Source organism: Pedobacter sp. PACM 27299 (assembly GCF_001412655.1).
In the GTDB taxonomy this organism is placed as follows: Bacteria; Bacteroidota; Bacteroidia; order Sphingobacteriales; family Sphingobacteriaceae; genus Pedobacter.
Genome location: NZ_CP012996.1, coordinates 4,392,917 through 4,418,264, shown reverse-complemented (window position 1 = coordinate 4,418,264; position 25,348 = coordinate 4,392,917). Strand labels below are relative to the sequence as shown.

Sequence of the window (25,348 nt, the reverse complement as noted above, 5' to 3'; positions counted from 1 at the left end):
TGACAGAACATAGACTTAATAGCCACCTTGAGAGAGGCCAGGTTGGAAGTGTTGAAAGGCTTGAAATCTATGAAATACTGTTTTTTTGCTCTAAGCCACTCTTTTTTGAGCGAATTTAAAGTTCAGAAAAGAGGGACGTAAAATGTTTAGGTTTGGTAAGTTAATTTGAAAAATAATATTCGTACCTGTTTTTTTTATAAATTCGCCGAACAAATAAACCTATAAAACATCAATACATGAACACTTCGCCTATCTCGGATAAAATTTTCTGGCATAAATACATCAACTTCTATGAAGAATTACTACCAAAAGAAGCGAAAAACGTCTTAGAAATTGGAGTTTTTAAAGGAGATTCTATCAGATATTGGAGAGAGCGTTATCCTAGTGCGAATATTTTTGGTCTTGACATTGTGGAGGAGATCCCTTCCTGGCCAAAAGACAACCATATTAAATATTTCCAGGCTGATCAGAGTGATGCTGCTGGTTATCATTCTATTTTAAAGTCGATAGGTAGCCAGATTGATGTTTTAATTGAAGATGGAAGTCACGATCCTTTACATCAAAAAATATCTTTAATTGAGAGCTTGCCCTATTTAAAAGAGGACGCTATCTATATTCTGGAAGACCTTCATACTGCACATCCACATCATTCGTATTATAAAACCAGAGTAAAACAGTTCCAGGGAACATCTTTTTCTTTTAGTAAAAAACCAGAGAATGTATTCATGCCTTTGCAGTGTTTATTATTAATTGAACACCTTAAAACCAATGGGAGAACACCTTCGGAAGTAAAAAATACGATTGATTTTAAAAACAGTCTTTTTACTTATGAGGAGGTTGAACTGTTATTCAACAAAATCAAAACCTTGAAATTCTACAGAAGAAACGTGCTGCCTGATTTCTGTTTTTCTTGTAATACCAATAATTTTGATTTTATAAATCTTCGTTGCAACTGTGGAGAAGATTTATACCTGCAGCCAGACTCTATGTCTGTTGTTTTAACATTTTAGATTTGAATCTTCCGATATCCTAAGTAAAGCCATGTGCTTTGCTTTTGCATAAATTTTATGGACAGTGTTGTTTTTACGAAAGCAACACTGTTTTTCTTTTATGGGACTGGAACTTTATATGCGCATGGATGAGCTGCAGAACAAAGTGTTTTTGAGCTGTACAACAAAGTAAGTCGTTGTTTTTTCTATGAACTTTGTTAAAAAAAGAACATGAAACAATTAAATAAGGCTTATATCAATGGTGAATTTGTAGCATTACAAGGGACTGAAGTTTTCGAATTAATCAATCCGAGCAATCATCAAAAAATTGGGGAGTTAACCTTAGGTGAGGTCAAAGATGCTCAACTTGCTATTATTGCGGCCAAAAATGCTTTCAAGATTGCTTCGTTGAGCAGTATTGCAGAAAGAATAGCCATCCTGGAAAGGTTAAAAAATGCGCTGAGCAAGAGAAAACAGGAGCTCATAGAAGTGATGATTCTTGAATATGGAGGGACAAGGCAATTTTGTACCATGAGTGTACAAAATGCCATTTCTGCATTCGACGATATGATCGCTACCCTGAAAGATTTTAAATTTCAACGGAAAGTCGGTAACAATACTTTGGTAGAGATGACAGCAGTTGGTGTGGTAGGAATGATCACTCCATGGAACTCCAGCAATAGTTTTATCTGTAGTAAACTAGCCGCTGCAGTTGCTGCCGGTTGTACAGTAGTCGTGAAGCCCAGTGAAATGAGTGGTTTGCAGACTGCACTGCTTCTTGAATGTTTCCACGAAGCGAATTTGCCAAAGGGTTTATTCAACTTGGTGAACGGTTTAGGGGGGGTAGTTGGTACTGAAATCGTCACACATCCCGATGTGGCAAAAATATCTTTTACAGGTTCGACAATAACTGGAAAAAGAATCGCCCAAATGGCAGCTGATACTGTAAAAAGGGTGACATTGGAACTTGGCGGGAAATCACCTAATATCATATTGGAAGACGCAGATTTTGAAAAAGCTATTTCTCAAGCTGTATTTGGAGCCTATATGAATAGTGGACAGGCCTGTATTGCACCTACGCGTTTGCTGGTGCCGAAAGCTAAATTAGAACTTGCGAACCAGCTTGCCAAAGCTGCTGCCGAAAGTGTTGTAGTTGGTTTTCCTGCCAATGAAAATACAAACGTTGGGCCGATGGTTTCTGTTAAGCAATACGAGCGTGTGCAGGAATATATCTCGCTTGGTTTAAGTGAAGGGGCAACGTTGTTGACTGGTGGAACCGGTAAACCTGATGGTCTGGAAGACGGAAACTTTGTGAAGGCCACTATATTTACGGATGTCCGTAATGATATGCGCATTGCACAAGAAGAGATCTTCGGACCGGTGCTTTCCATTATTCCCTATGAAAATGAAGCAGAAGCTGTCGTTATTGCCAATGATACGACCTACGGTTTGGCTGCCTATATTAGTTCTGCCGATGAAAGCAGGGCATTACGTATAGCTTCACAGATAGATGCTGGCCGCGTTTGTATCAACGGTTTCAAGCACGATCCCTTAGCGCCGTTTGGTGGTTTTAAACAGTCTGGTATCGGAAGGGAATTTGGTGTTTTTGGCTTAGAGGAATATTTGGAGCCTAAAACCATATTGATTTAAGTAAAGATAAAGATTTATATATTTAAGCATCTTGCCAGTTTTTAGGCAAGATGCTTTCTATTTAATTACTAAGGAATACAACTATTTGATATGATTATGGCAGAAACTATTAAATACATCAATTATTCCTGTCATTTCAATTCCTTTAGAGAAGGAGAGCAGTTTGTTTCTCAGCATAGCCTGGGAATGATCGTATCTGGTGAAATGGAATTGAATGATGGTACACTGCGCAGAACATTCAAAAAAGGAGATGTTTATCTGGCCAGGAAAAACCACTTGCTAAAGTTTGAAAAGAAACCATTGGAGAAGGAGGAATTCAAATCGCTGTCGATTTTATTAGATGATGAATTGCTGCGGGAAGCTATTGTTCATGAGGGCTTTGTGTTAAAGGAGAAACTAGAAACGCCATCATTTATCGAGCTGTCTCAGGCTCCGCATCTGCGTTATTTTATGGAGTCTTTATTACAATATCGCCAGCTCTTAGAAAACAATGCCCCTGAATTGTTAAAATTAAAGCAACATGAAGCTTTGCAGTTGCTATTTGCTTACGACAAGCAGCTAAAACAGGTGCTTTTTGATTTATCAGCCCCTCATAAAATAAATCTGGAAGCGTTTATGCAAAAGAACTACCATTTCAATGTGAAGCTGGAGCGTTTTGCTTTTCTTACAGGTCGTAGTTTAGCCACTTTTAAGCGGGATTTCCAAAAGATATTTCAGCTATCTCCTAGAACATGGCTGCAAAAGCGGAGGTTGAAACAAGCTCATTATCTGATTACTCATGGTAAATCCCGTCCATCTGATATTTATATCGAACTAGGCTTTGAAAATTTGTCTCATTTTTCTTTTGCTTTCAAAAAAGAATTTGGAGTGGCACCATCACAGCTAGGATAGCCTTAACAACAACGTTCGTAAAATGATTGAACGCTCAGGAGGGAGAAGCTAAGCAGGTGTAATTATAAATAGGTGCTGAGGAAATGATCCTCATTCATAAAAGAAATATAGGCCTTTATATGGTTTTCAGTATGTTTTTTGGAATGTAAACCACTTCTCGTCCTTCGTGTTTTCTCGCTCCGCATATAGCTAGAGGTACCAGCATCTGGAAAATAAATCAATAACATAGCGCGATCATTTCTACGTTCCTGCGCTAGATCTGCGGGAACTTCTCATTTGAATTCGATACCATCTTCCTGGCTGGAAATCCCTGTTTTAGCTGCGGTTAAAAGGTTTCCCATGCTCAGCAGTGCTTTTGTATAATCCATACTGATGTTTGGATAGCTTCCCGGCAGCGCCTGCTTTTTATTGTAAGAAACGGCTGCATTGTAAAATTTTTTATCTGTTCCGGCAGTGATGAGTTTAAAGCTTTTCAATAATTTATAAAGAGAAGTTATAGAATCCATTCGGTATAAATTGTTATTCATGACTAATTAAATTAAACATTACCAGGACTTTAAATTGGCTTTGATAGGTCAGTTTGACTAAGTAAGGACCTATCAATCACCTATGAGTGATCTAATAATCATATTGTAAATATTTCAGAAATTCTTCATTATGAGCGCCAAGGAGAAAGAAGAGTAAATGCTAAAAGACAATTACCTCAAAATAGGTGAAAAGAGGTATTAAGATCTAAATTTAAACGGCTGAGGAGTACTTAGCTGAATATGGTAATTTTAAAGATAATAGCTAAATTAGTTGAGTCAAGTGGGTAAATCCACTAAATACAAAGTTAAACGCTCAAAATTACAGCTACGAAAGTTTGTAGATTTTATTTTATTAAATCATAATGACTATGGAAACTAAAAATCTAAATGATCAGGATTGGGAAAAAGGCTGATCGATGAAGACGAATTTGGCGGCGATGAGTTAGCGTGGAAATAAGGTAATATATACTAGTTTACAATTCAAGAAATTCGATCAGCTCTATAGCTGCAGTCCGGCCGGCACGATTTGCGCCAATAGTAGATGCTGATGGACCATATCCGGTGAGGTGGATACGTGGGTCTTTAACGACCTGTGTGGCCAGCTTTCCAGACATTTCAATTCCATTTTTATCATTCATTAACTTTAAGGGAGCAAGGTGATTTAATGAATGGCGGAAACCAGTATTCCAAAAAATAACCTCAGCATCCAATGTAGTTCCATCTTCCCATCGAACCCCTGTTTCAATGATTTCTTTGAACATAGGTTTTCGATCTAGCACTCCTTTGCTCAACATTTCTTTAATAGCAGGAGTGATGGGTAAGCCTGTTACAGAAACCACTGATTCAGGTGGCAAGCCTTCTCTTACTCTTTTCTCTACTAAAGCTACAGCTTCACGACCTATTTCTGGTGAAAATTCATATTCTTTAAAATCAGGAGATCGCCGGGCAACCCAAGTAGTTTGGGTTACTGCTGAAATCTCCCCGAGTAATTGGATAGCTGAAATACCACCACCCACAACTATCACATGTTTTCCGATAAATTCTTTAGCGTTTTTATACTCAGCAGTGTGCAGTTGCCTCCCTTTGAATTTTTCCCAGCCGGGATATTTAGGGCAGTGTGGGGTTTTCCAGGTGCCGGTAGCATTGATCAATCCGCGAGCACTAAATTGAATTCCGGTTGTTCGGATGATAAACCGCCCGTTTTGTTCAGTAATATCAGTTACTCTTATGGGACGAATGACTGGAAGATTAAAGGCTTTCTCATATTGCTCATAGTATTTTGGAATTGCAATATTCGCTTGCAACGCTGTTTCCTTAGTATTTACAATAGCGGAAAAGGCCATTCCTGGTAAATCATTGACGCCGTTTACGTTGCTTAGCGTTAGAGAATCCCAACGATGCTGCCAGGCGCCACCCGGACTAAATTCATAGTCTAAAACAACAAATCCCTTTCCAGGTTTTATGCCTTCTCGTTGTAAATTGTAGGCTGCTGATAAACCAGCTTGTCCTGCCCCAATCACGACAATGTCTACTTTGTAAAAAACATTTTTGTCAGGAATCATAGCTTAACTTTTATAGGTTTTACTCTAGCAACGCTGATGCTAGAGTAAAGTTAAGGAAGCTTTTAAAGTATTGAGTTGATCTATGATAAATAAACCTAAAGCTATTCCAGAATTTGATTTATTTCTAGCTTTAAGAAGTATAATGTTAGAATAAAAACTCGATGTTTGGCAATGATCTGCTTCTTTACTCAGCAAACTGTGGCGGATCTCTACAGTTAAAATCGGACCTGATTTTGTAATGGTCTCTTTTTCAGGGGGGGTGCCAAAGATGGTGATTCGTGGCACCATTATGAACCTTAGTGTTAGTATAATTCACAAGAATATTTAACACTAATATATAAGTTATGAAAAAGATCATTTTATCAGCAGCATTTTTAGCATTCGCATCCATCACAGCAGTAAACGCATCAGAAGTAAAAAATCCAGTAGCTATTACCCTGAAACAAGATAGTGCCACTAAAGTTCCGGTTGAATTGAAAGATCTTCCAGAAGCAGTAAAAACTACATTACAAAGTGAACCAATTAAAGCATGGACTCCAGTAGCCGCTTTCCTGGTAACGAATGCAGATAAAACTACGTATTACCAGGTTGACGTCAAAAAAGACGCAGAAGCGGCTTCTATCAAAATCGCAGAAGATGGTAAAGTAGTTCAATAATTTTAAGCTTTATCAAGCATTAAAAAAGCTATATTCAATCATAGTCGGAAGAGAAATCTTCCGACTTTTTTGTTTTTATAAATAATCGATGATCATGAAAATGTTTATTGGATGAAAAAGGATGGTTGATGATGAATTGAGTTATATTAAAAAGATATCTGCCTGTATCCCTTATGCAGAATAGATGGAAATAACTGTATATTCCCGATATTAATAGTACAGTATATAAAATAGAAGGCAATTCAATGATAGCAGCTGTAGAAATTACCCAATTAGCAACTGAGCAGTCTTTAACATCACAGGGATGTTTAAAGACAGTAGCCTGGGAGGATGTAGTAAACAGACCTGATCCATCTGTTATTGGATCCCAATATAAATTCAGTCCATCCATAACCTGGGGTGATGAATTTAACTATACGGGTACTCCTGATCCAAAGAAATGGAATATGAGTACCGGTAATGGATACTATGGCTGGGGTAATCATGAGCTTCAATATTTCACTGGCAGATCAAAAAATGTGAAGGTGGAAGATGGTAAATTAAAGATTATTGCTTTAAATGAGTCATACAGTGGTTTCAATTATACCTCAGGAAAAATTGTTTCCAATAAAAAGCAGCGTTACGGCAGATATATTATCAAAGCAAAAATGCCATTAGGCGCTGGACTTTGGCCGGCAATTTTTGGGTTCGGCGAGCGTCACAAAGACTATGATCTGAAAAGTTGGCCCAATTGCGGCGAATTTGATATTGTGGAAATTAAAGGACAAAATGATCGTCAAGTAAACTATAATGTACATTCAGCGAATTCATACGGTGCATCAAATATGGTTACGCTGCCCACTCAAGTTACCCTGAACCAGTTCAATGAATATAGAATGGACTGGACTCCTGATTATATCAAATGGTACTTTAATGGTGTGCTGATGCGTACTTTTAGCAACAATGGTAAAGGATATGATGGATGGCCATTCAATGATTACTTCGATCTAAATATTTGCCTAAGTGTTGGTGGTGATTTTGTTGGGAAGAATATCAATAAAACTGCTATGCCAGCGGTTATGGAAATAGAATATATTAGATACTATGGCCTGATCAATAGTAATAAAAAGAGTCAGTATGTGCAAAATCCGATTCAACCACATCTTTTCCCTGTATCAGCACAGATCGTAAAAAGCGAATCGCAAACCTTTACAGTGACCAATGTACCTGCCAATATAACCGTACATTGGTATGCCTTAGGGAATGACCTGGGAGCTTTTGGATTATCAGGTCCTAAAATAACGATCACTACGGCCATGTTGCAGGCAGGTGGTAATAAATCAGGATCATCTTTTGAATTTTTCGTGGATTTTATTGATAAAAATGGGGTGTCGAGTAAAGCAACAAGGGGAACTTTAACCATTCAGTAACTATTAGTCTCAGACTTGGGTTCTTATTTAAATTACCTCATCAGGATGAAAAAGCCATGGAGATATTGTGCCTGAATAATTGTTGTTTAACTTAATGCCTATTTTATTGTCGCAATTCCAGATTAAATATAGATTTCATTAGATTGAAGACTACTGTCTGTCAAAGTAAAATTCTATATTGCGCCAGGAAAATTATACGCTATATATGTCATTTTTTAAGAGAAAAAAGAAACCTAAAAACAATGGATACGGTTGATTTGGTGATTATAAAGATTGGGGCGAACTTGTAGCGCTTTCTGGGGGATATGAGTCAGATTTAATTTTAAATAAAACACGCAATTCATTATTGAAAATAAAAAATGGGGAGGCCGTTTATGAACGGGATTCTGTATTGTTTGATAAAAAGATATATCCATATTCTGTAATAACCGCTCTTCTATATGCTGCTATTAATTGCAATAATAGTTTAAATGTGATTGATTTTGGAGGCTCACTAGGAAGTGACCTCCCCCCGAAACTCTACTTTGGCTTGTTCGGTTTAAAGGGGGGACGTCATAATTATTACAGAAATAGAAATAATATGAATAAACTTGATTTTTATACTGGATACCATCAATTTTATATAGCTGATAAAGGAGCTGCAGAAATTGATTCAGAAAAATTCTGGACAGATACCGCTAATACTTCAAGATTGGCAATTGCGAATGGGATCGTTGGTGTATATACAGGAAGCTACGGGCATATAATAGCTAAATTGATCGTCACTGATGGACCTTCTAATACGTCTTTAGAAAATTACGACCATGTGGTAGAGGGTGGTTTAGAAGTGAAATCTGGGGTTTTAAATATTTTAGATTGTCCGCTTTCGACCCTTGTATCCGAAATAGAAATAAAGCCCGGGCTATATAGGGTAAGGATTTATTCATCAAATTTAGAAAGCACATATCAAAATGAAGATGAAGCAGACGATTTTTATAGGATTGAAATATGGCCTGGTACAACTACAGATGTAAAATTGTTAAAAGAATACAAAGGGTACTAATTATTTTAAATCAAACAAGCCTGAAATCATCTGATCTCAGGTTTGTTTTGTAGTCTGCAAGTAGTTTTTGCAGGGGCCACACTACCACACTTATGTTTGTGAATTATTTGAGGAAATAAATTTCTCCAGACTGTTCCAATTCTGTATCTATTTTGTCGTCATATTTAAATTTATAAAGCTTCCACTGATCATCTGGTTTATAGAATATAAATATGAATCGGACGGGTTTTATATCATATTTAACTAAATAACTATAATATATAAAGCTAGGTGATGTGCTTTGAATTGTGATTTGTTCATATCCATTAAACTTTCCCATTGTTAAATTTATAGAAGACAACTTCTCCTTAAGTTCTTTGAGTTGCCCAGGAGAGACATCTTTGGTAGAATCGAATATAAAATCGATTGCATCTGAAGTTGCATTCTTCTTATACTTTTCAAAGAAAACATCAATTCGTTTTATTAATTCAGGATTTTCGTTTTTTACCTGGGAATTGGTACTTCTGCAGCTCGTTAATATTAATAAGCTAAAGGCGATAATGAAATTTATTTTCATATAGTTAATTAGAATTATTATTGATTATAAATTGTGATAATCCGCTATTTAATGAAAATATTCTATGGAAAGCACTGGAGGTTCTAAATAACCCAAATGTAAAAAATTGAATTGGTATTTTAATTCTATTTTAAAATGTTTCGTTCCATCTGGGTTTCACGTTGTTCTTTCTTCAATAAAGGTAGTTCTTGCTCAGCTGCACTGAGGATAACCTTTTCATTTCCAGGAAAGCTACTGCTTATTTACTCGAAAACTCTGTTCGCCAGCGGTATAACAACTTATAACTGATATCTAATTCTTTAGCAAGGGCACTCAGATCTGTGTGGGTGTTACTAAGTTCAACAATCATTATCTTGAACTCTTTTAGCTATGCTTTCTCTCTCGGGAGATAATTTCAGTTAAGTTATCAAATTCCCTTAATTTGGTGTCTACTCAAATGTAGCAACTGAATAACTGCCGCAGGATTTTGATTTCGGTGATCAGTACCAGAATCGAACTGATTGATTGGTACAAGCGACATGGCTATGTAGCAAATGGGAATTCTGTTGCCTTCGATGAGATCGAGGGCAGATTCGGTGAGCCCAAAGTTCTTGCTATTAGTCTCATCGAAATGGAAAAGGTGCTAAGCTGGTAACCAGAAGAAAAGTTTGTTAGATTAATCCTAATTATTTCATCTGGGCTATGTTTTGCTTAGCCAGGGTGTTCAGCTTTGTGCTGGGAATGGTTTTAGGATTTCAAGTTTGGAATGTACTGGTGAATGGATAAGAGAGTTATAATTTTGGATAGTTTTTTAGGCCTGCATGTGGTACTGGGGTCAATAGTAGGTGGTTGACTTACATGATTAGATGCAGCTGTTGATAAAAACTACATTCGAAAGTTGGATGGGTATCGGCAAGGGCATTATGCTCAATAATACCTGCGCGCAGTCATGCTTGTCATCCTTTTCGAAGGTGGTTAATGTATTGTAGTCAGTTTTTAATGAAAATCATCCTCGCTGACATTTTCGTTGACTAGCAGATCGATCATTTTTGCCGTTTGTTTCTTATCTCCGTCTCCAAAAACTATGTCGGTATAGTAGGTCAATTTTCCGTATTTTTTGAAGCCAGAGAAATAGGTGGTGTCGAAGCCGCCTTTTTCTGTAGTGGATTTGTCTTCACGCAGTTGCAGGAATGTTTTTTTACTGTAGTAAAGCATTCTTATTGTTCCATTGGTACAGGAAGCTTTTACTTTAAAGCAATCCTGTGCCTCTACTTTGTCGCTACCTGCTAGTTCTAAGGTGTATAGGGAGGGATCAAGATAGTCCAGTTCGTTGAAAATATTTCTGCGGAATTTTTTGTCGCTGAATTCCGCTTGGTCAGCGAGCTGTTTCTTGCCCTCAGAAAGTTCGTAGCCTTTTTTTCCATCATAGAAGGTATGGAACACGGTTCTGCCTTGATAAATGATCTGGAAAGAACCTTTGTTAGGCAGCATTTCTCTCGTGATCCAGTTGACCTTGCGACCTTCCATTTCGGTAGCCATATTGCTATATAGGGTTTTGATTGATTGTAGGTAGGTTTTTCCGCCAGTGGCATCAATGTTTTTTTCTATGATCTGCTTGGCGGAAAGATCATTCTGGGCATGGCTTTTTGTAAAGCTAAGGGTAAAAAGTAAGGTCAACGAGAGAAGCGTAGTTTTCATGGATATATATATATTTGTTGTGGCTTTTTAAGATCTACTGGTTTGGAAGGACAAAATAGGGTTTTGTGGTGGTATTTCAGCATTTTCAATTCATTATGCGATCAATAAGGGTTCAATTCATGAACGCTTTTGCGTTAAGTGCACTTGGGAAATCAAATAAAATGCCACTTATTGGTGAATTTTAACTAACAACTTAGAACACAAAATATCGCGAAATTATGGATGTTTTGAAATTTTTTAATCTAGGCTGAGATAACACAGGATTTTTAACGCAGTGATAGAAAGAGAGCCAGAAAATTGAACCTAAATATTACCTACAGTGATTGGACGGCCCTAGCTATAGAATTAGATATCAAACGTTCGTTGATATAACTCTGGAGGAAAGAAAAAATATTGCAGCCTAACTTAACACCCATTTTTATTGTTGCAGTTCTATAATAAACATAGGTTTCATTAGATTAAAAACTACTATCTGTCAAAGTAAATTTCTATATTTCACCAAACAAATTATAGACTGTATATGTCATTTTTTAATAGAAAAAAGAAAGCTGAAAACAATAGATATGGATGGTTTGGTGATTATAAAGATTGGAGCGAACTTGTAGCGCTTTCTGGGGGATATGAGTCAGATTTAATTTTAAATAAAACACGCGATTCATTATTGAAGATAAAAAATGGTGAGGCAGTTTATGAACGGGATTCTGTACTATTTGATGAAAAGATATATCCATATTCCGTAATAACCGCTCTTCTATACGCTGCTATTAATTGCAATAATAGTTTAAATGTGATTGATTTTGGAGGCTCACTAGGAAGCACCTATTATCAGGTTCGGGATTTTATTCCATCGGGACTAGATGTGCATTGGAGTGTAGTGGAGCAAAAAGACTATGTGAATTGTGGGAAAACAATGTTTGAGGATGATATTCTAAAGTTCCATCCGACAATTGCTGATAGCATGAGCACTAAGAAAGCGGATATATTATTGCTCTCAGGTGTCGTACAGTATTTGGAAAGGCCTCACGAATTTCTAAATGAATTGAAAAAATTCGACTTTAAATACATTTTGATAGATAGAACGGCTTTCATTTGCGATAACAACCCTGATAGATTGACTTTGCAAATTGTATCTCCAGAGATTTACGAAGCAAAGTATCCTTCGTGGTTTTTTAATGAAAAGAATTTTCTTGCGCATTTTGATAACTACGAGATCAAAACTGAATTTGCCTCATACGTAGTCGGTGAGCAGCAAATAAACATTGATAATAGTGTACAGGGTTACGATAAAGGATTCTTCCTGGTAAGAAAATCTTAGAGGTTGACGTTCTGATCGGAATATTAATCATTAAAAATGACGCAGATTATTATGAAGAAATGTTACGATCTTAATATATATTATCTATCTGAAAAATTTAAAACCAATTAAAATATCAACTGTAAATCCCGCATTTTAACTATGGATGGCAAAAGTAAATATTCAGGAATGACTGTTAATGAACGCCTCTACTTAAGTGGATTAATAGACAAGTATTATGAAGCGGTAAGGGGAAAAGATATTGATGCTGTGATCTCAATACTTAAAGCCGTTGATTTGGGCGACGATAACATAAGGGCTAATTTGAAGTTTGGTGGCTTAATTAACGATGATGATTAACCTCGTCCTGATGAGGAGACTAAATCGAATCTGGTTGAGCAAAAAGTAATAGAGCCGCTGGAATGTGATTAATCCTAAAGCAGCCTTCGCATCTATTGATACGAAGGCTGCTTTATAAATGGGAATTTAGATTTATTAGTTACCAGCGTCTTTCCTGGTTTCAATCACATCCTGCACTCCTTGAGGCAATGCAGAAAGCAAATTATAACCGGTAGCTTTTTCAATATCTCTAACGGTAACAATGTATTTTTTCCAATCTGTATCGATGGTATTCACATTTGGTGTATTCAAAGCAATTACCCTGGTAGAAGTGCTCACTCTGGAAGCATCTCCGTTACCATTTGGCATAATCAATGCTACTTTCCATACATTACTTGGAACGGTTACTTTTCCATTATCGATTGTAGTGGTTAATGCTCCTGACTTACCGATACCACCAGTTCCATAACTTCCCATAATAATGTAAACTTCATTACCTGAAACTACTTGAGATCTTAGGTAATTTTCAAAGTCTGCCCATGGTTTTTGATTGTTATTTGGTGCTTGCGGGATCATATTGGTCATTAGGAAAGTTGCACCATTTGCTGCTGTTGAGCTGGTACGGTCTGCCGATGGACAATTGTGACCTCTATCAAAACCTGAATTATAATAACTGGTATTAGATACCTGGTAAAAATTGCTTGGTAAACCTGAGTAACCTGCGAAATTGTCTAATCGCTTAGTGACTTGTGTAATGGTTTTTGGATCTAAATGCCAGCTTACCCAGTTTGGTGTACCGCGGCTGCTGCTGTAAGACTGAACATAATAGCTCATATCCAGCAAGTAGTTATCCGGAGTTAGTCCACTGGCTGCAGATGGGTTTCCAAAAAGTGCATTGCTATCATCACCAGTAGCAGGTTGTGCATCCGCACCTATAACAAGATCTCTTGAAGGGTCAGAAGTTGGAGGTGTAGAAGGGTCTTCACCTGGGTCGGTATCAGGAGTACCTACGATAATGCCGGATTCTCCGGTTCCTTTGAAAATGATGTCATCAATATTAAGACGAACTGTTGCGCTGGCTTTTTTGATTTGGAAACGCACTTTACCTTTAGCATCAATTTTAAATGAATCGGTCACCAATGTGGTGTTCTTTTCCTGGATCTCTGCGCCAAGTGGTGTGAAGGTTGTTCCCCCATCTTCAGACATCAATAGCTGCCAGGTGAAATCCGCGTCTTTTCCGTATTTACCGTGACTGATATATAAAGTTTTTAGTCCTGCCACGTCGAAATTCATGGTGATTTTTCCAGTTCTCAAACGGACACTTTTTTGTCCATTTTTAAGATCTGCTGCTAGATTTCCAACTAAGGCGTCGTCAAAATTCCAGGATCCGGTGGAGATATTAATGTCGGCAGCAGCGTAGGCAGCTTTAGTAACATTCTCAAAATCTTCTGTGATTTTATAATTTTCGGGAAGCTTTTCTATTGGGGCTTCAATTGCGTCAGAGGTGATTTGTTTAGAACAACCAGCTAAACTAAAGATAACCAGTGAACTGTAAATAAGTAAGTGTTTTATTCTCATAAATTTGATTTGTGGTGCAAAATAAAAGGTTTAATATTAATAAAACATTAAGTAATTAATCGATTTTCTCATTATTTAACATTGGTGTTTTAATGTGCAAAAATTCGACACAGAGCTTTGAAACATGATTTTAGATTTGTTAAACTTCATACAGAAAAAAAATTTTAGTTAAATCGTGTTAATCTGATATAGAATATTATCGTTTATTGTTAATTAATATTATGTATTTATTTTAATGCTAACAAATAACAGGCTTATTGCGCTGTGGTATCTTTATAGTCTTACGAATTATTATGTTAGTGCGGTATTAAAGGTATTAGAAGGAGAGGCTTTGGAGGCTAGTGATCAATTGAGTTTTAATGCGCCTGCGATAAACTCTGAAGGAGATTGGCAAAAATTAGTAGACAAAGCTTTGATGGAAGCGGAGTGCTTTGCGCTGCAAATAGAGCGGTTAAAGGAGGAGCAGCTTTTTGAAGATTTCACAGATCCGAAGTATGGAAACTATTTTAGGAACGTTCATGGAATTATTAAACATACCCATTACCATCTTGGACAGATTGCGCTGATCAAAAAGATACTAAATGTTAAAGAATAACTCAATTTATAGACTGTATTTGTCGTTTGAAGGCATATTTATGCCTTTCAATTTGATCATTAATGAGCAAGTGTGTTATTCGTATACTTACTTCCGCATATCTCTGTTTTAAATTGATAGTTTGAATAGTATAATGCTTTATTTTTCAGATTATTGAGAGGTAATTCAGCAGCTGCGGCGTATAATTATATATTTGCAATCAAATAAACCAAACCGCCTCATTCATGAAAAACCCATTGCGCTTGATGATTGCATTGTTTCTTGTGATCGCCAGCACTGGAGCATCCAGTGCCCAGATCGCAGCTTCAAACACGAAGCTGAATAAAGATCTTGATGAATATATCGGAGAAATTCAGCAGCAGTACCATATTCCTGGCCTCGCTTTAGCCGTGATAAAAGATGGAAAAGTAATTCATAAAAATAGCTACGGGCTCTCGAACATGGAGTATCAAATTCCATTAAATGACCAGGTGATCTTTCCTTTGTTTTCTACCACGAAAGTGTTTTCTGTGGTAGCGGCTTTTCAGTTGATCCAGCGAAAGAAATTTTCATTAGACAGCAAAATAGCAGAATTTATCACCGATCTTCCGGATACCTGGAAAGCGGTAAAAATAGAAAACCTGCTCACACACTCTTCTGGTTTACCTGATATTGTAGATTATGAAACGGAAAGAGAGGAAGCTGTTGCAAAAGCAAAAGTCTACAAAGATGCGATCAAGTTTCAACCGGGACATCAGTTCGATTACAACCAGACGAACTTCTGGCTTTTAAACCGTATCATTCAAAAAATGACTGGTAAGACTTTAGCCCAATACATCATCGAAAATCAGTTTTCCAGTTTCAAAAACACTGCTGTTTTTGAAGGAAATAACTTAAGGGTAGTCAAAAATCTAAGCTATGGTTATGTGTATGAAAATGAGCAGACGATGCTGAAACGCAACTGGTTTTTTCCGGAATATATGTATGGTACCGCTGCTTTAAACCTCAGTCTAAACGATTTTATCAATTGGAATAAACAGTTTGATGATGGTTTGTTGATTAAAGAAAGTACAAAGCAGCAGTTGCTGAAACCTTACCGTTATCAACAGGAAAGAGATTTTACCTATGGCCTGGACTTGATCAAAACAGATGGAAAAATATCTTATGGCTTTTCAGGAGGAGTGGCTACGGCATATAGAAAGTTTCCTGCGAGTAAGGTTACCGTTATCTTTTTGGCTAATGGGATGTTAATTCCTGCTGGAAAATTAAGAGGAATTAATGAAGTGATCCATCAGATTGAAAAGCTGAGTTCGAAATAGGAAAGAAGATCAAGACAAGATATTGACTTAAATCAACGGTTTTCAAAATAATAAAGGGGTATTTTGTTCAGGTTCAGACCTCAACGAAATACCCCTTCTTATTAAAATTAGCTTATTTGATAACCCAGTAACCAAGTGCCAGCCAGAGCAGGCCTTTGATGAGGAAGAATAGAAATCCCCAGAAACCAAATTTCTTTATCCATTTAATAATGGTGGCTTTTTTTTCTGATGTGGGTGTATTTGTCATATTTAAAGCGATTCTTTCAGGACTTCACGCCAGCTCTCTAATTCAGGAATTCCAGGCTTACGTTTACCAAAAAATTGAACAATCATTTCTCCGTTTTTGTCAAACAATTCGATGGAGTTGACATCGCCATCGGTAGAAGGTTTAACCACCTGCCATACGCTGTGAACTTCATCTTCACGAAGGTGCAAATTAAATTCTGGATCTAAAACATTAAACCAGGGACCCATGTCTACCAATTTTGTAATATTTCCACTGTGAATCTGGATACAACCTGCATTTGCGGTGAAAACCATTACTGGAACCTGTTTTTCTGAGCAGGCAGTCATTGCTTTTCTAAACCCTTCAACAGTAGTTTCTTTTGCTCTTCCTGCTGGTGCAAGACGTAAGGCCTGAGTTCTGGTTACCTTGAATTTTCTCAGCAACATGAAAAACTCATGGCTGTCGCCCATTTTGTTCCAGGCTTCCTGGAAACCAGCGACATCGATTTCTGAATCTGGAATTTCTGTGATTGGTGCAGCTACTGGCGCAGGTTCAATCAGGACAGCTTCTTGTTCAGCGTTCAGGAATTGCGCGACTAAAGCTTCATAAGCGTCCATATTGCTGCGGTCAGTCAGGTAAATCTTGTGTATGGCGTTACCATTGGCATCAAAAAACTGTAAACTCTGACGGTCATTTTCAGCTACTGCGAAAGCGTATTTCCAGACGCGCAGGAACAAGCGAAGATCGATATCGGCACCTAAAACCAGGCCCGCATGCGGTGTGAAGGAAATGTCTTCATAAACGCCTTTTCTTTCGTTTACGCAATATTCATTGCGGGTTAAGGCCATTACGTAGCCTAAAGAAGTCACAGATTCCAGGATTTTCTCGAAATCAGGTTGTAAAAAAGTAACCGTAGTACCCAGACCGGTCATTAATAATTCTGCTTCGGATACGGCTAACTCCTGTGCGGCTTCTCTGATACGTTTCTTAGGGTTGGCTATTTTGTAGGCTTCGTATTTTTCTTTAAGGGGCTTGGTTGCGGTGATCATAAAGGGTGTTGGGTTAAAATGAATTGATTTGTACGTTTGTATTTTTAGGGATAAAAAAGGGTTTTAGTGTTTTTGGATTGGTAAAGACATCGGCATCGATTTCAAATACCTCATAGATATTCTTAGTGTTCAAGACTTCGGAGGCGGTGCCATCATACCATTTTCTGCCGTTTTTAAGCATTAGAATCCGGTCTGCATACTGTGCCGCCAGGTTAAGGTCATGGAGAATCCCGATTACCATAAAACCTTTACGGGCTAATGCTTGGGCAATGGCTAGCGTTTGCTGCTGGTATTGCAGGTCTAATCCAGATACCGGCTCATCCAATAGGAGCAAAGCATTGGGAACATTCCATATCTGCACCAGAATTCTGGATAATTGTACTCTTTGTTGTTCTCCCCCGGAAAGACTGAGGTAAGAACGTTCTGCAAGCTGACTGATACCGGTTAATTTCATCACTTCATCACAGATTTCCTTATCTTTTGGACTTGGGTGGTTCTGGTAATGAGGATAACGTCCCATCATGACAATTTCTTGTGCCATAAAGGCCATATTTATGATATTTTGTTGATTTAGTACGGCTCTTTTTAAGGCGAGTTCTGGTGATGAGTAGCTGGAGATCGATTTTCCATGTAAATGGATACTTCCATTGGAAGGTTTTCTTTCTCCACTCAACAGTCGTAGCAGCGTCGATTTTCCGGCACCATTGGCACCCAGGATCACGAGCATCTCGCCCGGGCGCAGGCTAAAAGAAATTTCTTTAACCAGCGTTCTTTTTCCTGCTTCGTAACTGATGTGGTCTGCGATTAACATTTATAAAATCAGTTTCTTTTTATCTTTAATTAATATATAAAGGAAGAGCGGCGTACCTAATAAGGCGGTGATGACACCGATTGGTAACTCAATGGGGGCAATGATCGTCCTGCAAAGCATATCAGCTAAGGTCAGCATTAAAGCACCCATCAATGCAGATGCAGGCAGCACATATTTATTGTCGACACCAATCAGGAGTCTGATCGTATGCGGTACCAGCAAGCCGACAAATCCAATGATCCCAGATACGGCTACTGAGGCGCCAACGGCGAGGGTAGAAAGAATCACCACATTACGCTTAATCCGGTTTACCCGCAATCCAATTTGGTTGGCCTGCGTCTCTCCTAAAGCAAAAGCATTGAGCGCTTTTCCCATATAAGGAAGGATGAAAACCGGCAGCAGCACAAAAGGAAGAATGGCAATTACAGTCTCCCAGGTGGCTCCAGCCAGGCTTCCCAGCATCCAAAAGGTGATGTTTCGCAATTGCTGATCGTCTGCCATATAAGTAATCAGCCCTGTTAATGCACCGGCTAAAGCATTGATGGCAATGCCTGCCAGCAGCATCGTGGCCACATTTGATTTCCCATCTGTACGGGAAATTTGATACACCACCATTGCCGCAATTCCTGCGCCTACGAAAGCACCAAATGCCAGTAAATAATAACCGAGTAAATTGCTCAATCCGGCAAATAGCGCCATTTCTAAGACGATCACGATCACTGCCATTAAGGAAGCGCCGGCCGAAATTCCAATCAATCCGGGTTCTGCAAGTGGATTACGGAAAATACCTTGTACAGCGGCACCGGAGATGCCCAATGCAGCGCCGACCAGGATTCCCAGCAATACCCTTGGCAGGCGTACAATATTCATGACGCCCTCATGCTGTATGGAAATTGTGTATTCGCTGAAAAATCCTAGTTTTTTAACCAGAATAACCATTACATCAGTTACCGGGATCTTAACGGCTCCTAATCCCAATGAAAAGGCGGCGGCAAGCAGCAAGGCAAGAGTTAGCGCAATATATAAGCTTGCTTTTCTGATTACCATTTACTGTTTAATTCTTTGATGGCCTGTGGCAATCTTACCGTAAAACCTGTTAACAATTCCCCGTCCATCTGCACTATTCTTTTGTTTTTTCCAGCATTGGTGAGCGATACACCAGGCATTTTTAAAATACTGTTGATTCCTCCAAGGCTTTTATATCCGAAATCAAACATCAAAATCAGGTCTGGATTCGCGTTCACCAGCGCTTCTGTAGTATAAGGCTTGTAATTAGAAAAGCCCTGTGCCGCATTTTTTCCACCAGCAAGGCTGATCATCGCATCCATATTGGTGTTTTTACCGGCTACCATCATTACGCCAGTACCACGTGCATACACAAAAAGTACTTTTGGATGCTTCGGGTTTTTACTGATGTCGGCCAGGGTCTGCTGTAAATTTGAAGAAAGCTGTTTGACTAAAACTTCGCCTTTTGGGCTTTGTCCGACTGCTGCTGCAACTGCTCTGATGAATTTTATGCTGCCGTTTGGCGAAAATTCCTGCTTGATGCTGAGCACCTGAATATCTGCTGATTTTAACTGATACGCAATTGCTTTCGAAATGTCTCCTTCTGGCGCAATCACCAGGTCTGGGGAAAAGGAAATGATCCCTTCCGCAGATAAAACCCTGTTTTGACTTACTCTAGGTAATTTGGCTGCATAAGCAGGGTAGATGCTCGTTACATCTACGGCTACAATTTGATTTCCTAAACCTAAAGCATCTACAGTTTCTGTGATGGCGCCGCTTAAAGTGAGGATTCGCTGAGGAGCCGTCGCAAAAGAACAGACATAACATAGGAGCAGCAATAGTGTAGAATGAAGTGTTTTGGTCATTTTTAAAAAGGGTATGGGCTTGATTACGGTGCAAAGGAATACTTAATTATACTGATTCCAAATAAATAATTTACGATTGTCGGTATTGGGTTCATTACAGTTTTATAGGCCTGATGGCGCTTGTTGTAAAGTGGGTTTGTAATCCAAATTATTGATTTTTAGTATGTTGTGTCTTTTTCATCACCTCTCATTTTGAGGTTATTCCGGTTAATTCTGTCTATAATTTATCCCGATTCCGTAAATATTATCCCGAAAAGGTTAAAAATAATCCCTTTTGCGTTGCTAACATATTGGTAAATGTAAGCATATTTGCCTACTTTATTTAGACTGATTAAAAATAATACTGAACATAAATGATCTCTCTTAGTGCTGGAAAAAATTACTTATTACTGTTACTGATCTTCCTGACCAATGCTGGTTTTGCAAAGGACATTAAAGGAAGGCTGACAGGGATCGTCTATGACGACGCTAATAAGGCGCTTTCCGGAATAACTGTAGCCTTAGAGCCCGATAGGAAACGTGCTTTAACAGACGCTAAAGGAAATTTCCAGATGGATCAGTTGTATCCAGGCACTTATTCACTTCGTATTTCGGCAATAGGTTTTCAAACTTACACGCAGGAAGTAGAAGTTTTATCAGGCCAAAAGAACACGATTACGATCAGGCTGTTTCGCAAAAACGAATCTCTAAAGGAAGTCAGCGTGAATGGTGTACATGGCAATCCAGATAATTTTATTGACATGACCCGTACTACCATGCCCAGCACGGTGATCACCAGAAAAGAAATTGAGCAAATGGGAAGTCGCAGACTGGACGAAGTTTTAAAAGAACAAACGGGATTGGCGATCGTGAGTGATATTGGTGCTGGAAATAGGGCGGTAGGCCTGCAGATGCAGGGTTTCGACAGTGGGTACACGATGATCATGATTGATGGGCAGCCGATGGTGGGTCGAAACAGTGGTAATTTCGATCTTTCCAGAGTAACGGTATCGGATATCGAGAGAATCGAAATCATTAAAGGTGCTTCTTCCTGTTTGTTTGGCAGTGAAGCCCTGGCAGGGGTGGTTAACATCGTGACGCGTAAAAATATTACACAGCCACAGGGGTTGGCCGCAATCCGCTATGGCAGTTTTAACATGCTGGATGCTACGCTGGAAGGAGAAACACCTTTTGCCGGCAAAAAAGGATCAGTTTACGTATCGGGGAATTATTACCGCACGGACGGTTTTAACTCAAATCCTTACCTGGAAGAGGGCAAAACGGCACCTCCTTTTGATAGCTATTCCTTCCAGAGCCGTGGGCGTTACCTTTTAAATGAGATCAGCAGCCTGAGTTTTAACGGCCGGTATGCCAATAGACATTCAGTGAATGATATTTCTTATGGGGTTTCTCCCAGCAAAGATATTTTAGATGAGCATGATTTGAATGCTTCGCTTTCCTTGAACAATAACTTCAGAAATGGGACTAAATGGAGAACGCAATATTACCTGACGAGGTATCAAACTGCGCAGGATGTGACCGATTTAAATACCAATACCCTCATTCCGGGAAGTCGGTTTAAACAATTTCTGCACCGGTTGGAAACGCAAGGCAGTCATCAGTTTTTTGAAACGCTAAATATAACCGGTGGTCTGGGTGCAGCCTTTGAAATTTTAGACAATTCCTATTACCGTGGCAAAAAGAACATGAGCAATTACTTTGCTTATGGGCAGGCAGACTGGAGCTTATCCTCCAGCCTCAACATGACTGCTGGTGCGCGTTTTGATTACCATGATAAATATGGCTCTAAATTAAACCCAAGTGTAGGTTTGCGCTACCAGCCATTTGATAAACTGACACTAAGGGCATCGATAGGTACAGGTTTCAAAACCCCGAGTTTCCAGCAACTGTACATGGTGTTTACCAATGTGCAAACCGGTTATACCGTGTTTGGCGCAGAAGAGTTTTGGCGGGAAATCCAACTGCTAAAGGAAGCCGGACAGATCATGAGCATTTTCCCTATTGCCAATCAAATCGGTACGCTGAGGCCGGAAAGGTCGGTTTCTTATAGCGGAGGATTCGCTTATCAACCGATTTCCTCAATCAAACTCGATGTTAATGTTTTCTATAACGATATGAGGAATTTCATTAGTGCCGAGCCGGTAGCGATAAAAACAAACCAGCAGCAGGTATTTTCTTATATCAATGTAGCCAAAGCTTATACCGCCGGAACGGAAATTGGAATGAGCTGGAAAGCGACAAAAGAACTTAGTCTCTCCGCCGGTTACCAGTTGTTATATGCAGTCGATCTAGGTATTGTTGAAGCTATAAAAAATGGTACCGGTTTGTATGCCCAGGTTTATGATGGCGTAAATCCACCGAGACGCTCTAAAAGATCAGATTATTTTGGGATGGCCAACAGGTCCAGACACATGGCCAATATCAGGGCAAGCTATGAGCATGTGCCCTCTGGAATTACGGGTTCTTTTCGTATCAATTACCGCAGTAAATATGGCTTCACAGAAGCCAATAGTGCCAACCTGTTTATCGATCCTTATGATACGTATGTGCCCAGTTATTTCTTATTCAACGCGGCCCTGCAAAAAAGTTTTTATCGCAAACATTTACAACTGCAGCTGACTGTCGATAACCTGATGGATTACCGGGATCAGCTGATGCCCTCACAGCAGGGAAGGGCAATTATTGCCGGAATTAGCTGGAGGTTTTTTAAAGGTTAACATCAACAACGAAAAAATATATAAACGCATCAACAATAACCACATGAACAAAAGTTTAAAATCGGCATTCCTGGTATTGCTCAGCATCCTGACACTGGCTTCCTGCACGAAGAAGGAAAATAAGCCTGAACTGGAAGACGGAAAAAGCGCCGTAATTAAGGACCTCCCTGGTGATGTAGGCAATACCGTAGGCAGCGGGAAGCCTTTCGAGCCTTTTTATTTCAGCATTAAAACTGGAGCGAAAGTACCTGCCACTGAAAAATTAACTGTTGCCTGGGACCTGGCATTTGCCAGAGAATACAATTCTTATGTGTCTATCAATAATGGTGCTGATGCCAATAGTCTGGGTTTTGGTGGCCCAGGTAAAGGAGCGATGATAGTTGTTAATCAGGCCTATGATCAATTGAAAACTGCCCCCTCAGATGCGGAGTTTAGTGCAAATGGAATCAGCAGCACCGGTATCGATGTTGGCAATGGCAACGGCTGGTTTTTCTATGAGATGAACACGCATATCGCGGTTCCCGTAAAAAACAGAACGTTTGTGATTCGAACTGCAGATGGAAAATTTGCAAAGCTGGAACTGATCAGTATGTACAAAGGAGCGCCGAAAGTGGTGAGTGATCTGAGCTGGCCGGCACCTTATTTTACTTTCCGCTATTTCCTGCAGAGCGATGGCAGCAGAAACCTATCCACCAAAGATTAACCTTTTAAAGCTACATAAATGAATATGCTTAACTACTTCAAAAAACATAGCTGCCTGCTGATGATAGGCTTGATGGTCACGATGGTCAGTGCTTGTTCGAAAGATGATGATCCAGGGACTACAGAACCGGTTATAGAGCCAGGTACAGTAGCCTTTTATAAAATTCAGCGGGTAGATAATCTGGCTGCGGAAACCGACGATAATAACCCCACAGTGCCTAAAAAGGCGGTTTATTTTAGCCTGGAGGATAAACAGGAAGTGCCTTTGAATATGGCCAAAACCCATCGCTGGGACATGGGATTAAGTGGTTTGTACAACAGTTTTGTGTCCGGAAATAACGGAGATAATACAACCAATTTCGGCTCCGGAGGTCCAGGGAAGGGTGGGGTAATGATCGTTGTAAAGCCTTTTAATGAGGTGGTTGATATTCCTGCAGATTCTGAGTTTAAAACGGGCGCCGGGGCGATCGGAACAGATAATCTGGGTGATTTTGGCGAAGGAATAGGCTGGTATATCTATGATTTCGGAGGTGGAATCATTGGGGATAAAAGCTTTGAAAAATCGCACGTTGCTTATGCGCTGGGTAATCCAATTAAAATGGTAAATGGAAATACAGCGCCGGCAAGAACGCTGATTGTCCGTACCTCCAGAGGGAATTATGCCAAGATCAAAATGATCAGCTGCTATAAAGACACCTATAGTCCGGAGCTGTGGTTTAGAAATACACCACACATGTACTTCAGTTTTGAGTACGTATTGGTTCCGAAAGGCAGCACCAAATTCGAAGTTAAATAATACAATAACCCTTATTAAAAATTTAATACGACACTCAATTGATATGAAACAACATTACGCTTACTTTCTACTGATCGCTGCATTTATTGGTCTTACTGCCTGTAAAAAGTCGATTGGTTTAGATCCTGTTCCACAAAATAAAATATTAGAATATAAGGTCAGCAATTTGAAGGATACAGTGATGTATGGCTCCATTAATCAGCTGAATAATACCATTACAGTTTACTTGCCAGTGGTTTATGGCCTTTCGCTGATCGATCCGGAGATTAAAGTCTCAGAAGGGGCAACATTAACAGAAGTTCCGGTGCCTGTAGATGTTTATGATCAGAAAAAAAAGTACACGGTGAAAGGTAAAGACGGAAGTACCAATACCTATACCCTAAAAATCAAAGTGATGAACCCGGTGAAACTGGATGTTTCCTGGCCAGCGTTTAACCTGGTTAACGGAGAAATGATCGCCTATCCAAATTCTGATGGAAATTTTATAGGGAATTTCAACGCCTTTGGGCAAGGGCTTTTACGAATAGACCTGCTGCATAAAAAGACAGGAAAGCTAACGGTTATCAATGATGCACTGGTGACCTGGGTACTGGCTTCTCCAACACAGAGCGCAAGTTTGAGTTTTAATCCAGCTATTGATACAGGTGTTTATCAGGTAAAAGTGAAATACTATGATCAGGAAATGACAATGAAAGAGCCCCTGCATATCATCCATCGCCAGCCGGATTTACTCATGCCTTCCAAGAGTGTGAAACAGGGGGCGACGATTTCCTTCCCGGCTTTCAACAGTATTTTCCTGGGACTGAAATCTGCCAGGGTAAAACTGAATGACGCAGCAGCTTACGACTTGCCTGTCGTCGGCTTTACGGCAACGGAAATGACGCTGAAAGTGCCGGATAATTTCCCGGTAGGTACTTATGATTATACCGCTTTATTCACCTTTGAATTTGAAAATTGGAAATCAGTGAGCAAACTAGGATCGCTCACGGTAGCCGCTAAATAGACATACGACCGACTTGTGTACAGAGGAGGTTTTATAAATCCCTAATGTTAAACTTAAAAACTGATGCTAATGAATTAAATGACCACTAACGCTTCTATCTCACCAATTAA

At 39.1% G+C, this 25,348-nt stretch carries 24 protein-coding genes; 14 read left to right on the top strand and 10 right to left on the bottom strand.

What is annotated here, in order from left to right; translation table 11 throughout:
* The first annotated feature begins 236 nt into the window (after positions 1 to 236).
* The 3 genes from AQ505_RS18650 (at position 237) to AQ505_RS18640 (ending at position 3,530) form a co-directional block, all read left to right on the top strand.
* Positions 237 to 1,010, top strand: coding sequence for a class I SAM-dependent methyltransferase (locus AQ505_RS18650; RefSeq protein WP_062549565.1), 774 nt, complete (start codon positions 237 to 239; stop codon positions 1,008 to 1,010).
* Positions 1,011 to 1,220: 210 nt separating this feature from the next.
* Positions 1,221 to 2,639, top strand: a complete 1,419-nt coding sequence (locus tag AQ505_RS18645; RefSeq protein ID WP_062549564.1) for an aldehyde dehydrogenase family protein — start codon at positions 1,221 to 1,223, stop codon at positions 2,637 to 2,639.
* A gap of 96 nt (positions 2,640 to 2,735) precedes the next feature.
* Positions 2,736 to 3,530, top strand: coding sequence for a helix-turn-helix domain-containing protein (locus tag AQ505_RS18640; protein WP_062551113.1), 795 nt, complete (start codon positions 2,736 to 2,738; stop codon positions 3,528 to 3,530).
* Positions 3,531 to 3,802: 272 nt separating this feature from the next.
* On the opposite strand, the gene AQ505_RS18635 is transcribed toward AQ505_RS18640, so the two are convergent.
* Positions 3,803 to 4,057, bottom strand: coding sequence for a DUF6266 family protein (locus tag AQ505_RS18635; RefSeq protein ID WP_062549563.1), 255 nt, complete (start codon positions 4,055 to 4,057; stop codon positions 3,803 to 3,805).
* Positions 4,058 to 4,530: 473 nt separating this feature from the next.
* Positions 4,531 to 5,619 (bottom strand): NAD(P)-binding domain-containing protein, encoded by a 1,089-nt coding sequence (locus tag AQ505_RS18630; protein WP_062549562.1) that lies wholly within the window; start codon positions 5,617 to 5,619, stop codon positions 4,531 to 4,533.
* A gap of 344 nt (positions 5,620 to 5,963) precedes the next feature.
* Between AQ505_RS18630 and AQ505_RS18620 the strand changes: the two genes are divergently transcribed.
* From AQ505_RS18620 to AQ505_RS26715, 3 genes are all read left to right on the top strand, one after another.
* Positions 5,964 to 6,275, top strand: a complete 312-nt coding sequence (locus AQ505_RS18620) for a hypothetical protein (RefSeq protein ID WP_062549560.1) — start codon at positions 5,964 to 5,966, stop codon at positions 6,273 to 6,275.
* A 245-nt stretch (positions 6,276 to 6,520) separates the two neighbouring features.
* Positions 6,521 to 7,684: a glycoside hydrolase family 16 protein gene (locus AQ505_RS18615; RefSeq protein ID WP_062549559.1), complete on the top strand. Its 1,164-nt coding sequence runs from the start codon at positions 6,521 to 6,523 to the stop codon at positions 7,682 to 7,684.
* A gap of 346 nt (positions 7,685 to 8,030) precedes the next feature.
* The gene (locus AQ505_RS26715; protein WP_062549558.1) at positions 8,031 to 8,726 is read left to right on the top strand and encodes a hypothetical protein; all 696 of its coding nucleotides are present in this window, start codon (positions 8,031 to 8,033) and stop codon (positions 8,724 to 8,726) included.
* 103 nt (positions 8,727 to 8,829) lie between these two features.
* On the opposite strand, the gene AQ505_RS18605 is transcribed toward AQ505_RS26715, so the two are convergent.
* The 3 genes from AQ505_RS18605 to AQ505_RS18600 form a co-directional block, all read right to left on the bottom strand.
* Entirely contained in the window at positions 8,830 to 9,282 is a 453-nt protein-coding gene (locus tag AQ505_RS18605; protein WP_062549557.1) for a hypothetical protein, read from the bottom strand.
* Positions 9,283 to 9,520: 238 nt separating this feature from the next.
* Positions 9,521 to 9,631 carry a transposase gene (locus AQ505_RS27385; RefSeq protein ID WP_082461624.1) on the bottom strand — a complete coding sequence of 37 codons (111 nt, stop codon included), beginning with the start codon at positions 9,629 to 9,631 and terminating at the stop codon, positions 9,521 to 9,523.
* A gap of 626 nt (positions 9,632 to 10,257) precedes the next feature.
* The gene (locus AQ505_RS18600; RefSeq protein ID WP_062549556.1) at positions 10,258 to 10,959 is read right to left on the bottom strand and encodes a hypothetical protein; all 702 of its coding nucleotides are present in this window, start codon (positions 10,957 to 10,959) and stop codon (positions 10,258 to 10,260) included.
* Positions 10,960 to 11,479: 520 nt separating this feature from the next.
* Between AQ505_RS18600 and AQ505_RS18595 the strand changes: the two genes are divergently transcribed.
* Complete coding sequence (locus tag AQ505_RS18595) at positions 11,480 to 12,274, top strand: methyltransferase, TIGR04325 family (protein ID WP_062549555.1); 795 nt, start codon at positions 11,480 to 11,482, stop codon at positions 12,272 to 12,274.
* Positions 12,275 to 12,415: 141 nt separating this feature from the next.
* The gene (locus AQ505_RS18590; RefSeq protein WP_062549554.1) at positions 12,416 to 12,613 is read left to right on the top strand and encodes a hypothetical protein; all 198 of its coding nucleotides are present in this window, start codon (positions 12,416 to 12,418) and stop codon (positions 12,611 to 12,613) included.
* A gap of 135 nt (positions 12,614 to 12,748) precedes the next feature.
* Here the strand turns inward: AQ505_RS18590 and AQ505_RS18585 are convergent, their stop codons facing one another.
* Entirely contained in the window at positions 12,749 to 14,170 is a 1,422-nt protein-coding gene (locus AQ505_RS18585; protein WP_082461623.1) for a DNA/RNA non-specific endonuclease, read from the bottom strand.
* A 235-nt stretch (positions 14,171 to 14,405) separates the two neighbouring features.
* Between AQ505_RS18585 and AQ505_RS18580 the strand changes: the two genes are divergently transcribed.
* Complete coding sequence (locus AQ505_RS18580; RefSeq protein ID WP_062549553.1) at positions 14,406 to 14,765, top strand: hypothetical protein; 360 nt, start codon at positions 14,406 to 14,408, stop codon at positions 14,763 to 14,765.
* Positions 14,766 to 14,989: 224 nt separating this feature from the next.
* Positions 14,990 to 16,063: a serine hydrolase domain-containing protein gene (locus AQ505_RS18575; protein WP_062549552.1), complete on the top strand. Its 1,074-nt coding sequence runs from the start codon at positions 14,990 to 14,992 to the stop codon at positions 16,061 to 16,063.
* Between the two features lie 249 nt (positions 16,064 to 16,312).
* On the opposite strand, the gene AQ505_RS18565 is transcribed toward AQ505_RS18575, so the two are convergent.
* From AQ505_RS18565 to AQ505_RS18550, 4 genes are read right to left on the bottom strand one after another with little or no spacing between them, the layout of a single operon-like run.
* The gene (locus tag AQ505_RS18565) at positions 16,313 to 17,338 is read right to left on the bottom strand and encodes a hemin-degrading factor (RefSeq protein WP_062549550.1); all 1,026 of its coding nucleotides are present in this window, start codon (positions 17,336 to 17,338) and stop codon (positions 16,313 to 16,315) included.
* A gap of 13 nt (positions 17,339 to 17,351) precedes the next feature.
* Entirely contained in the window at positions 17,352 to 18,149 is a 798-nt protein-coding gene (locus AQ505_RS18560; protein ID WP_062549549.1) for a heme ABC transporter ATP-binding protein, read from the bottom strand.
* Positions 18,150 to 19,196, bottom strand: coding sequence for a FecCD family ABC transporter permease (locus AQ505_RS18555; protein WP_197286225.1), 1,047 nt, complete (start codon positions 19,194 to 19,196; stop codon positions 18,150 to 18,152).
* Positions 19,190 to 20,020: a heme/hemin ABC transporter substrate-binding protein gene (locus tag AQ505_RS18550; RefSeq protein WP_062549548.1), complete on the bottom strand. Its 831-nt coding sequence runs from the start codon at positions 20,018 to 20,020 to the stop codon at positions 19,190 to 19,192. Before AQ505_RS18550 ends, AQ505_RS18555 begins: the two co-directional genes overlap by 7 nt.
* A gap of 353 nt (positions 20,021 to 20,373) precedes the next feature.
* Here AQ505_RS18550 and AQ505_RS18545 point away from each other — a divergent pair, with 353 nt between their 5' ends.
* Genes AQ505_RS18545 through AQ505_RS18530 form a run of 4 tightly spaced genes read left to right on the top strand, consistent with a single transcriptional unit; the run spans position 20,374 to position 25,238 of the window.
* Positions 20,374 to 22,737: a TonB-dependent receptor gene (locus AQ505_RS18545; protein WP_062549547.1), complete on the top strand. Its 2,364-nt coding sequence runs from the start codon at positions 20,374 to 20,376 to the stop codon at positions 22,735 to 22,737.
* Positions 22,738 to 22,780: 43 nt separating this feature from the next.
* Positions 22,781 to 23,440, top strand: coding sequence for an HmuY family protein (locus AQ505_RS18540; protein ID WP_062549546.1), 660 nt, complete (start codon positions 22,781 to 22,783; stop codon positions 23,438 to 23,440).
* 18 nt (positions 23,441 to 23,458) lie between these two features.
* On the top strand, positions 23,459 to 24,235 hold the full coding sequence (locus tag AQ505_RS18535) for an HmuY family protein (protein WP_062549545.1): 777 nt from the start codon (positions 23,459 to 23,461) through the stop codon (positions 24,233 to 24,235).
* A 43-nt stretch (positions 24,236 to 24,278) separates the two neighbouring features.
* The gene (locus AQ505_RS18530) at positions 24,279 to 25,238 is read left to right on the top strand and encodes a hypothetical protein (RefSeq protein ID WP_062549544.1); all 960 of its coding nucleotides are present in this window, start codon (positions 24,279 to 24,281) and stop codon (positions 25,236 to 25,238) included.
* The last annotated feature ends 110 nt before the right edge of the window (positions 25,239 to 25,348 follow it).

Coding starts and splice junctions, on each gene's coding strand:
- AQ505_RS27385 (WP_082461624.1), bottom strand. CDS start 9,631: ATGATTGTTGAACTTAGTAACACCCACACAGATCTGAGTGCCCTTGCT.
- AQ505_RS18530 (WP_062549544.1), top strand. CDS start 24,279: ATGAAACAACATTACGCTTACTTTCTACTGATCGCTGCATTTATTGGT.
- AQ505_RS18630 (WP_062549562.1), bottom strand. CDS start 5,619: ATGATTCCTGACAAAAATGTTTTTTACAAAGTAGACATTGTCGTGATT.
- AQ505_RS18545 (WP_062549547.1), top strand. CDS start 20,374: ATGATCTCTCTTAGTGCTGGAAAAAATTACTTATTACTGTTACTGATC.
- AQ505_RS18550 (WP_062549548.1), bottom strand. CDS start 20,020: ATGACCAAAACACTTCATTCTACACTATTGCTGCTCCTATGTTATGTC.
- AQ505_RS18580 (WP_062549553.1), top strand. CDS start 14,406: ATGCTAACAAATAACAGGCTTATTGCGCTGTGGTATCTTTATAGTCTT.
- AQ505_RS18620 (WP_062549560.1), top strand. CDS start 5,964: ATGAAAAAGATCATTTTATCAGCAGCATTTTTAGCATTCGCATCCATC.
- AQ505_RS18535 (WP_062549545.1), top strand. CDS start 23,459: ATGAATATGCTTAACTACTTCAAAAAACATAGCTGCCTGCTGATGATA.
- AQ505_RS18645 (WP_062549564.1), top strand. CDS start 1,221: ATGAAACAATTAAATAAGGCTTATATCAATGGTGAATTTGTAGCATTA.
- AQ505_RS18585 (WP_082461623.1), bottom strand. CDS start 14,170: ATGAGAATAAAACACTTACTTATTTACAGTTCACTGGTTATCTTTAGT.
- AQ505_RS18600 (WP_062549556.1), bottom strand. CDS start 10,959: ATGAAAACTACGCTTCTCTCGTTGACCTTACTTTTTACCCTTAGCTTT.
- AQ505_RS18565 (WP_062549550.1), bottom strand. CDS start 17,338: ATGATCACCGCAACCAAGCCCCTTAAAGAAAAATACGAAGCCTACAAA.
- AQ505_RS18590 (WP_062549554.1), top strand. CDS start 12,416: ATGGATGGCAAAAGTAAATATTCAGGAATGACTGTTAATGAACGCCTC.
- AQ505_RS18560 (WP_062549549.1), bottom strand. CDS start 18,149: ATGTTAATCGCAGACCACATCAGTTACGAAGCAGGAAAAAGAACGCTG.
- AQ505_RS18605 (WP_062549557.1), bottom strand. CDS start 9,282: ATGAAAATAAATTTCATTATCGCCTTTAGCTTATTAATATTAACGAGC.
- AQ505_RS18615 (WP_062549559.1), top strand. CDS start 6,521: ATGATAGCAGCTGTAGAAATTACCCAATTAGCAACTGAGCAGTCTTTA.
- AQ505_RS18575 (WP_062549552.1), top strand. CDS start 14,990: ATGAAAAACCCATTGCGCTTGATGATTGCATTGTTTCTTGTGATCGCC.
- AQ505_RS18555 (WP_197286225.1), bottom strand. CDS start 19,196: ATGGTAATCAGAAAAGCAAGCTTATATATTGCGCTAACTCTTGCCTTG.
- AQ505_RS18640 (WP_062551113.1), top strand. CDS start 2,736: ATGGCAGAAACTATTAAATACATCAATTATTCCTGTCATTTCAATTCC.
- AQ505_RS18650 (WP_062549565.1), top strand. CDS start 237: ATGAACACTTCGCCTATCTCGGATAAAATTTTCTGGCATAAATACATC.
- AQ505_RS18540 (WP_062549546.1), top strand. CDS start 22,781: ATGAACAAAAGTTTAAAATCGGCATTCCTGGTATTGCTCAGCATCCTG.
- AQ505_RS18635 (WP_062549563.1), bottom strand. CDS start 4,057: ATGAATAACAATTTATACCGAATGGATTCTATAACTTCTCTTTATAAA.
- AQ505_RS18595 (WP_062549555.1), top strand. CDS start 11,480: ATGTCATTTTTTAATAGAAAAAAGAAAGCTGAAAACAATAGATATGGA.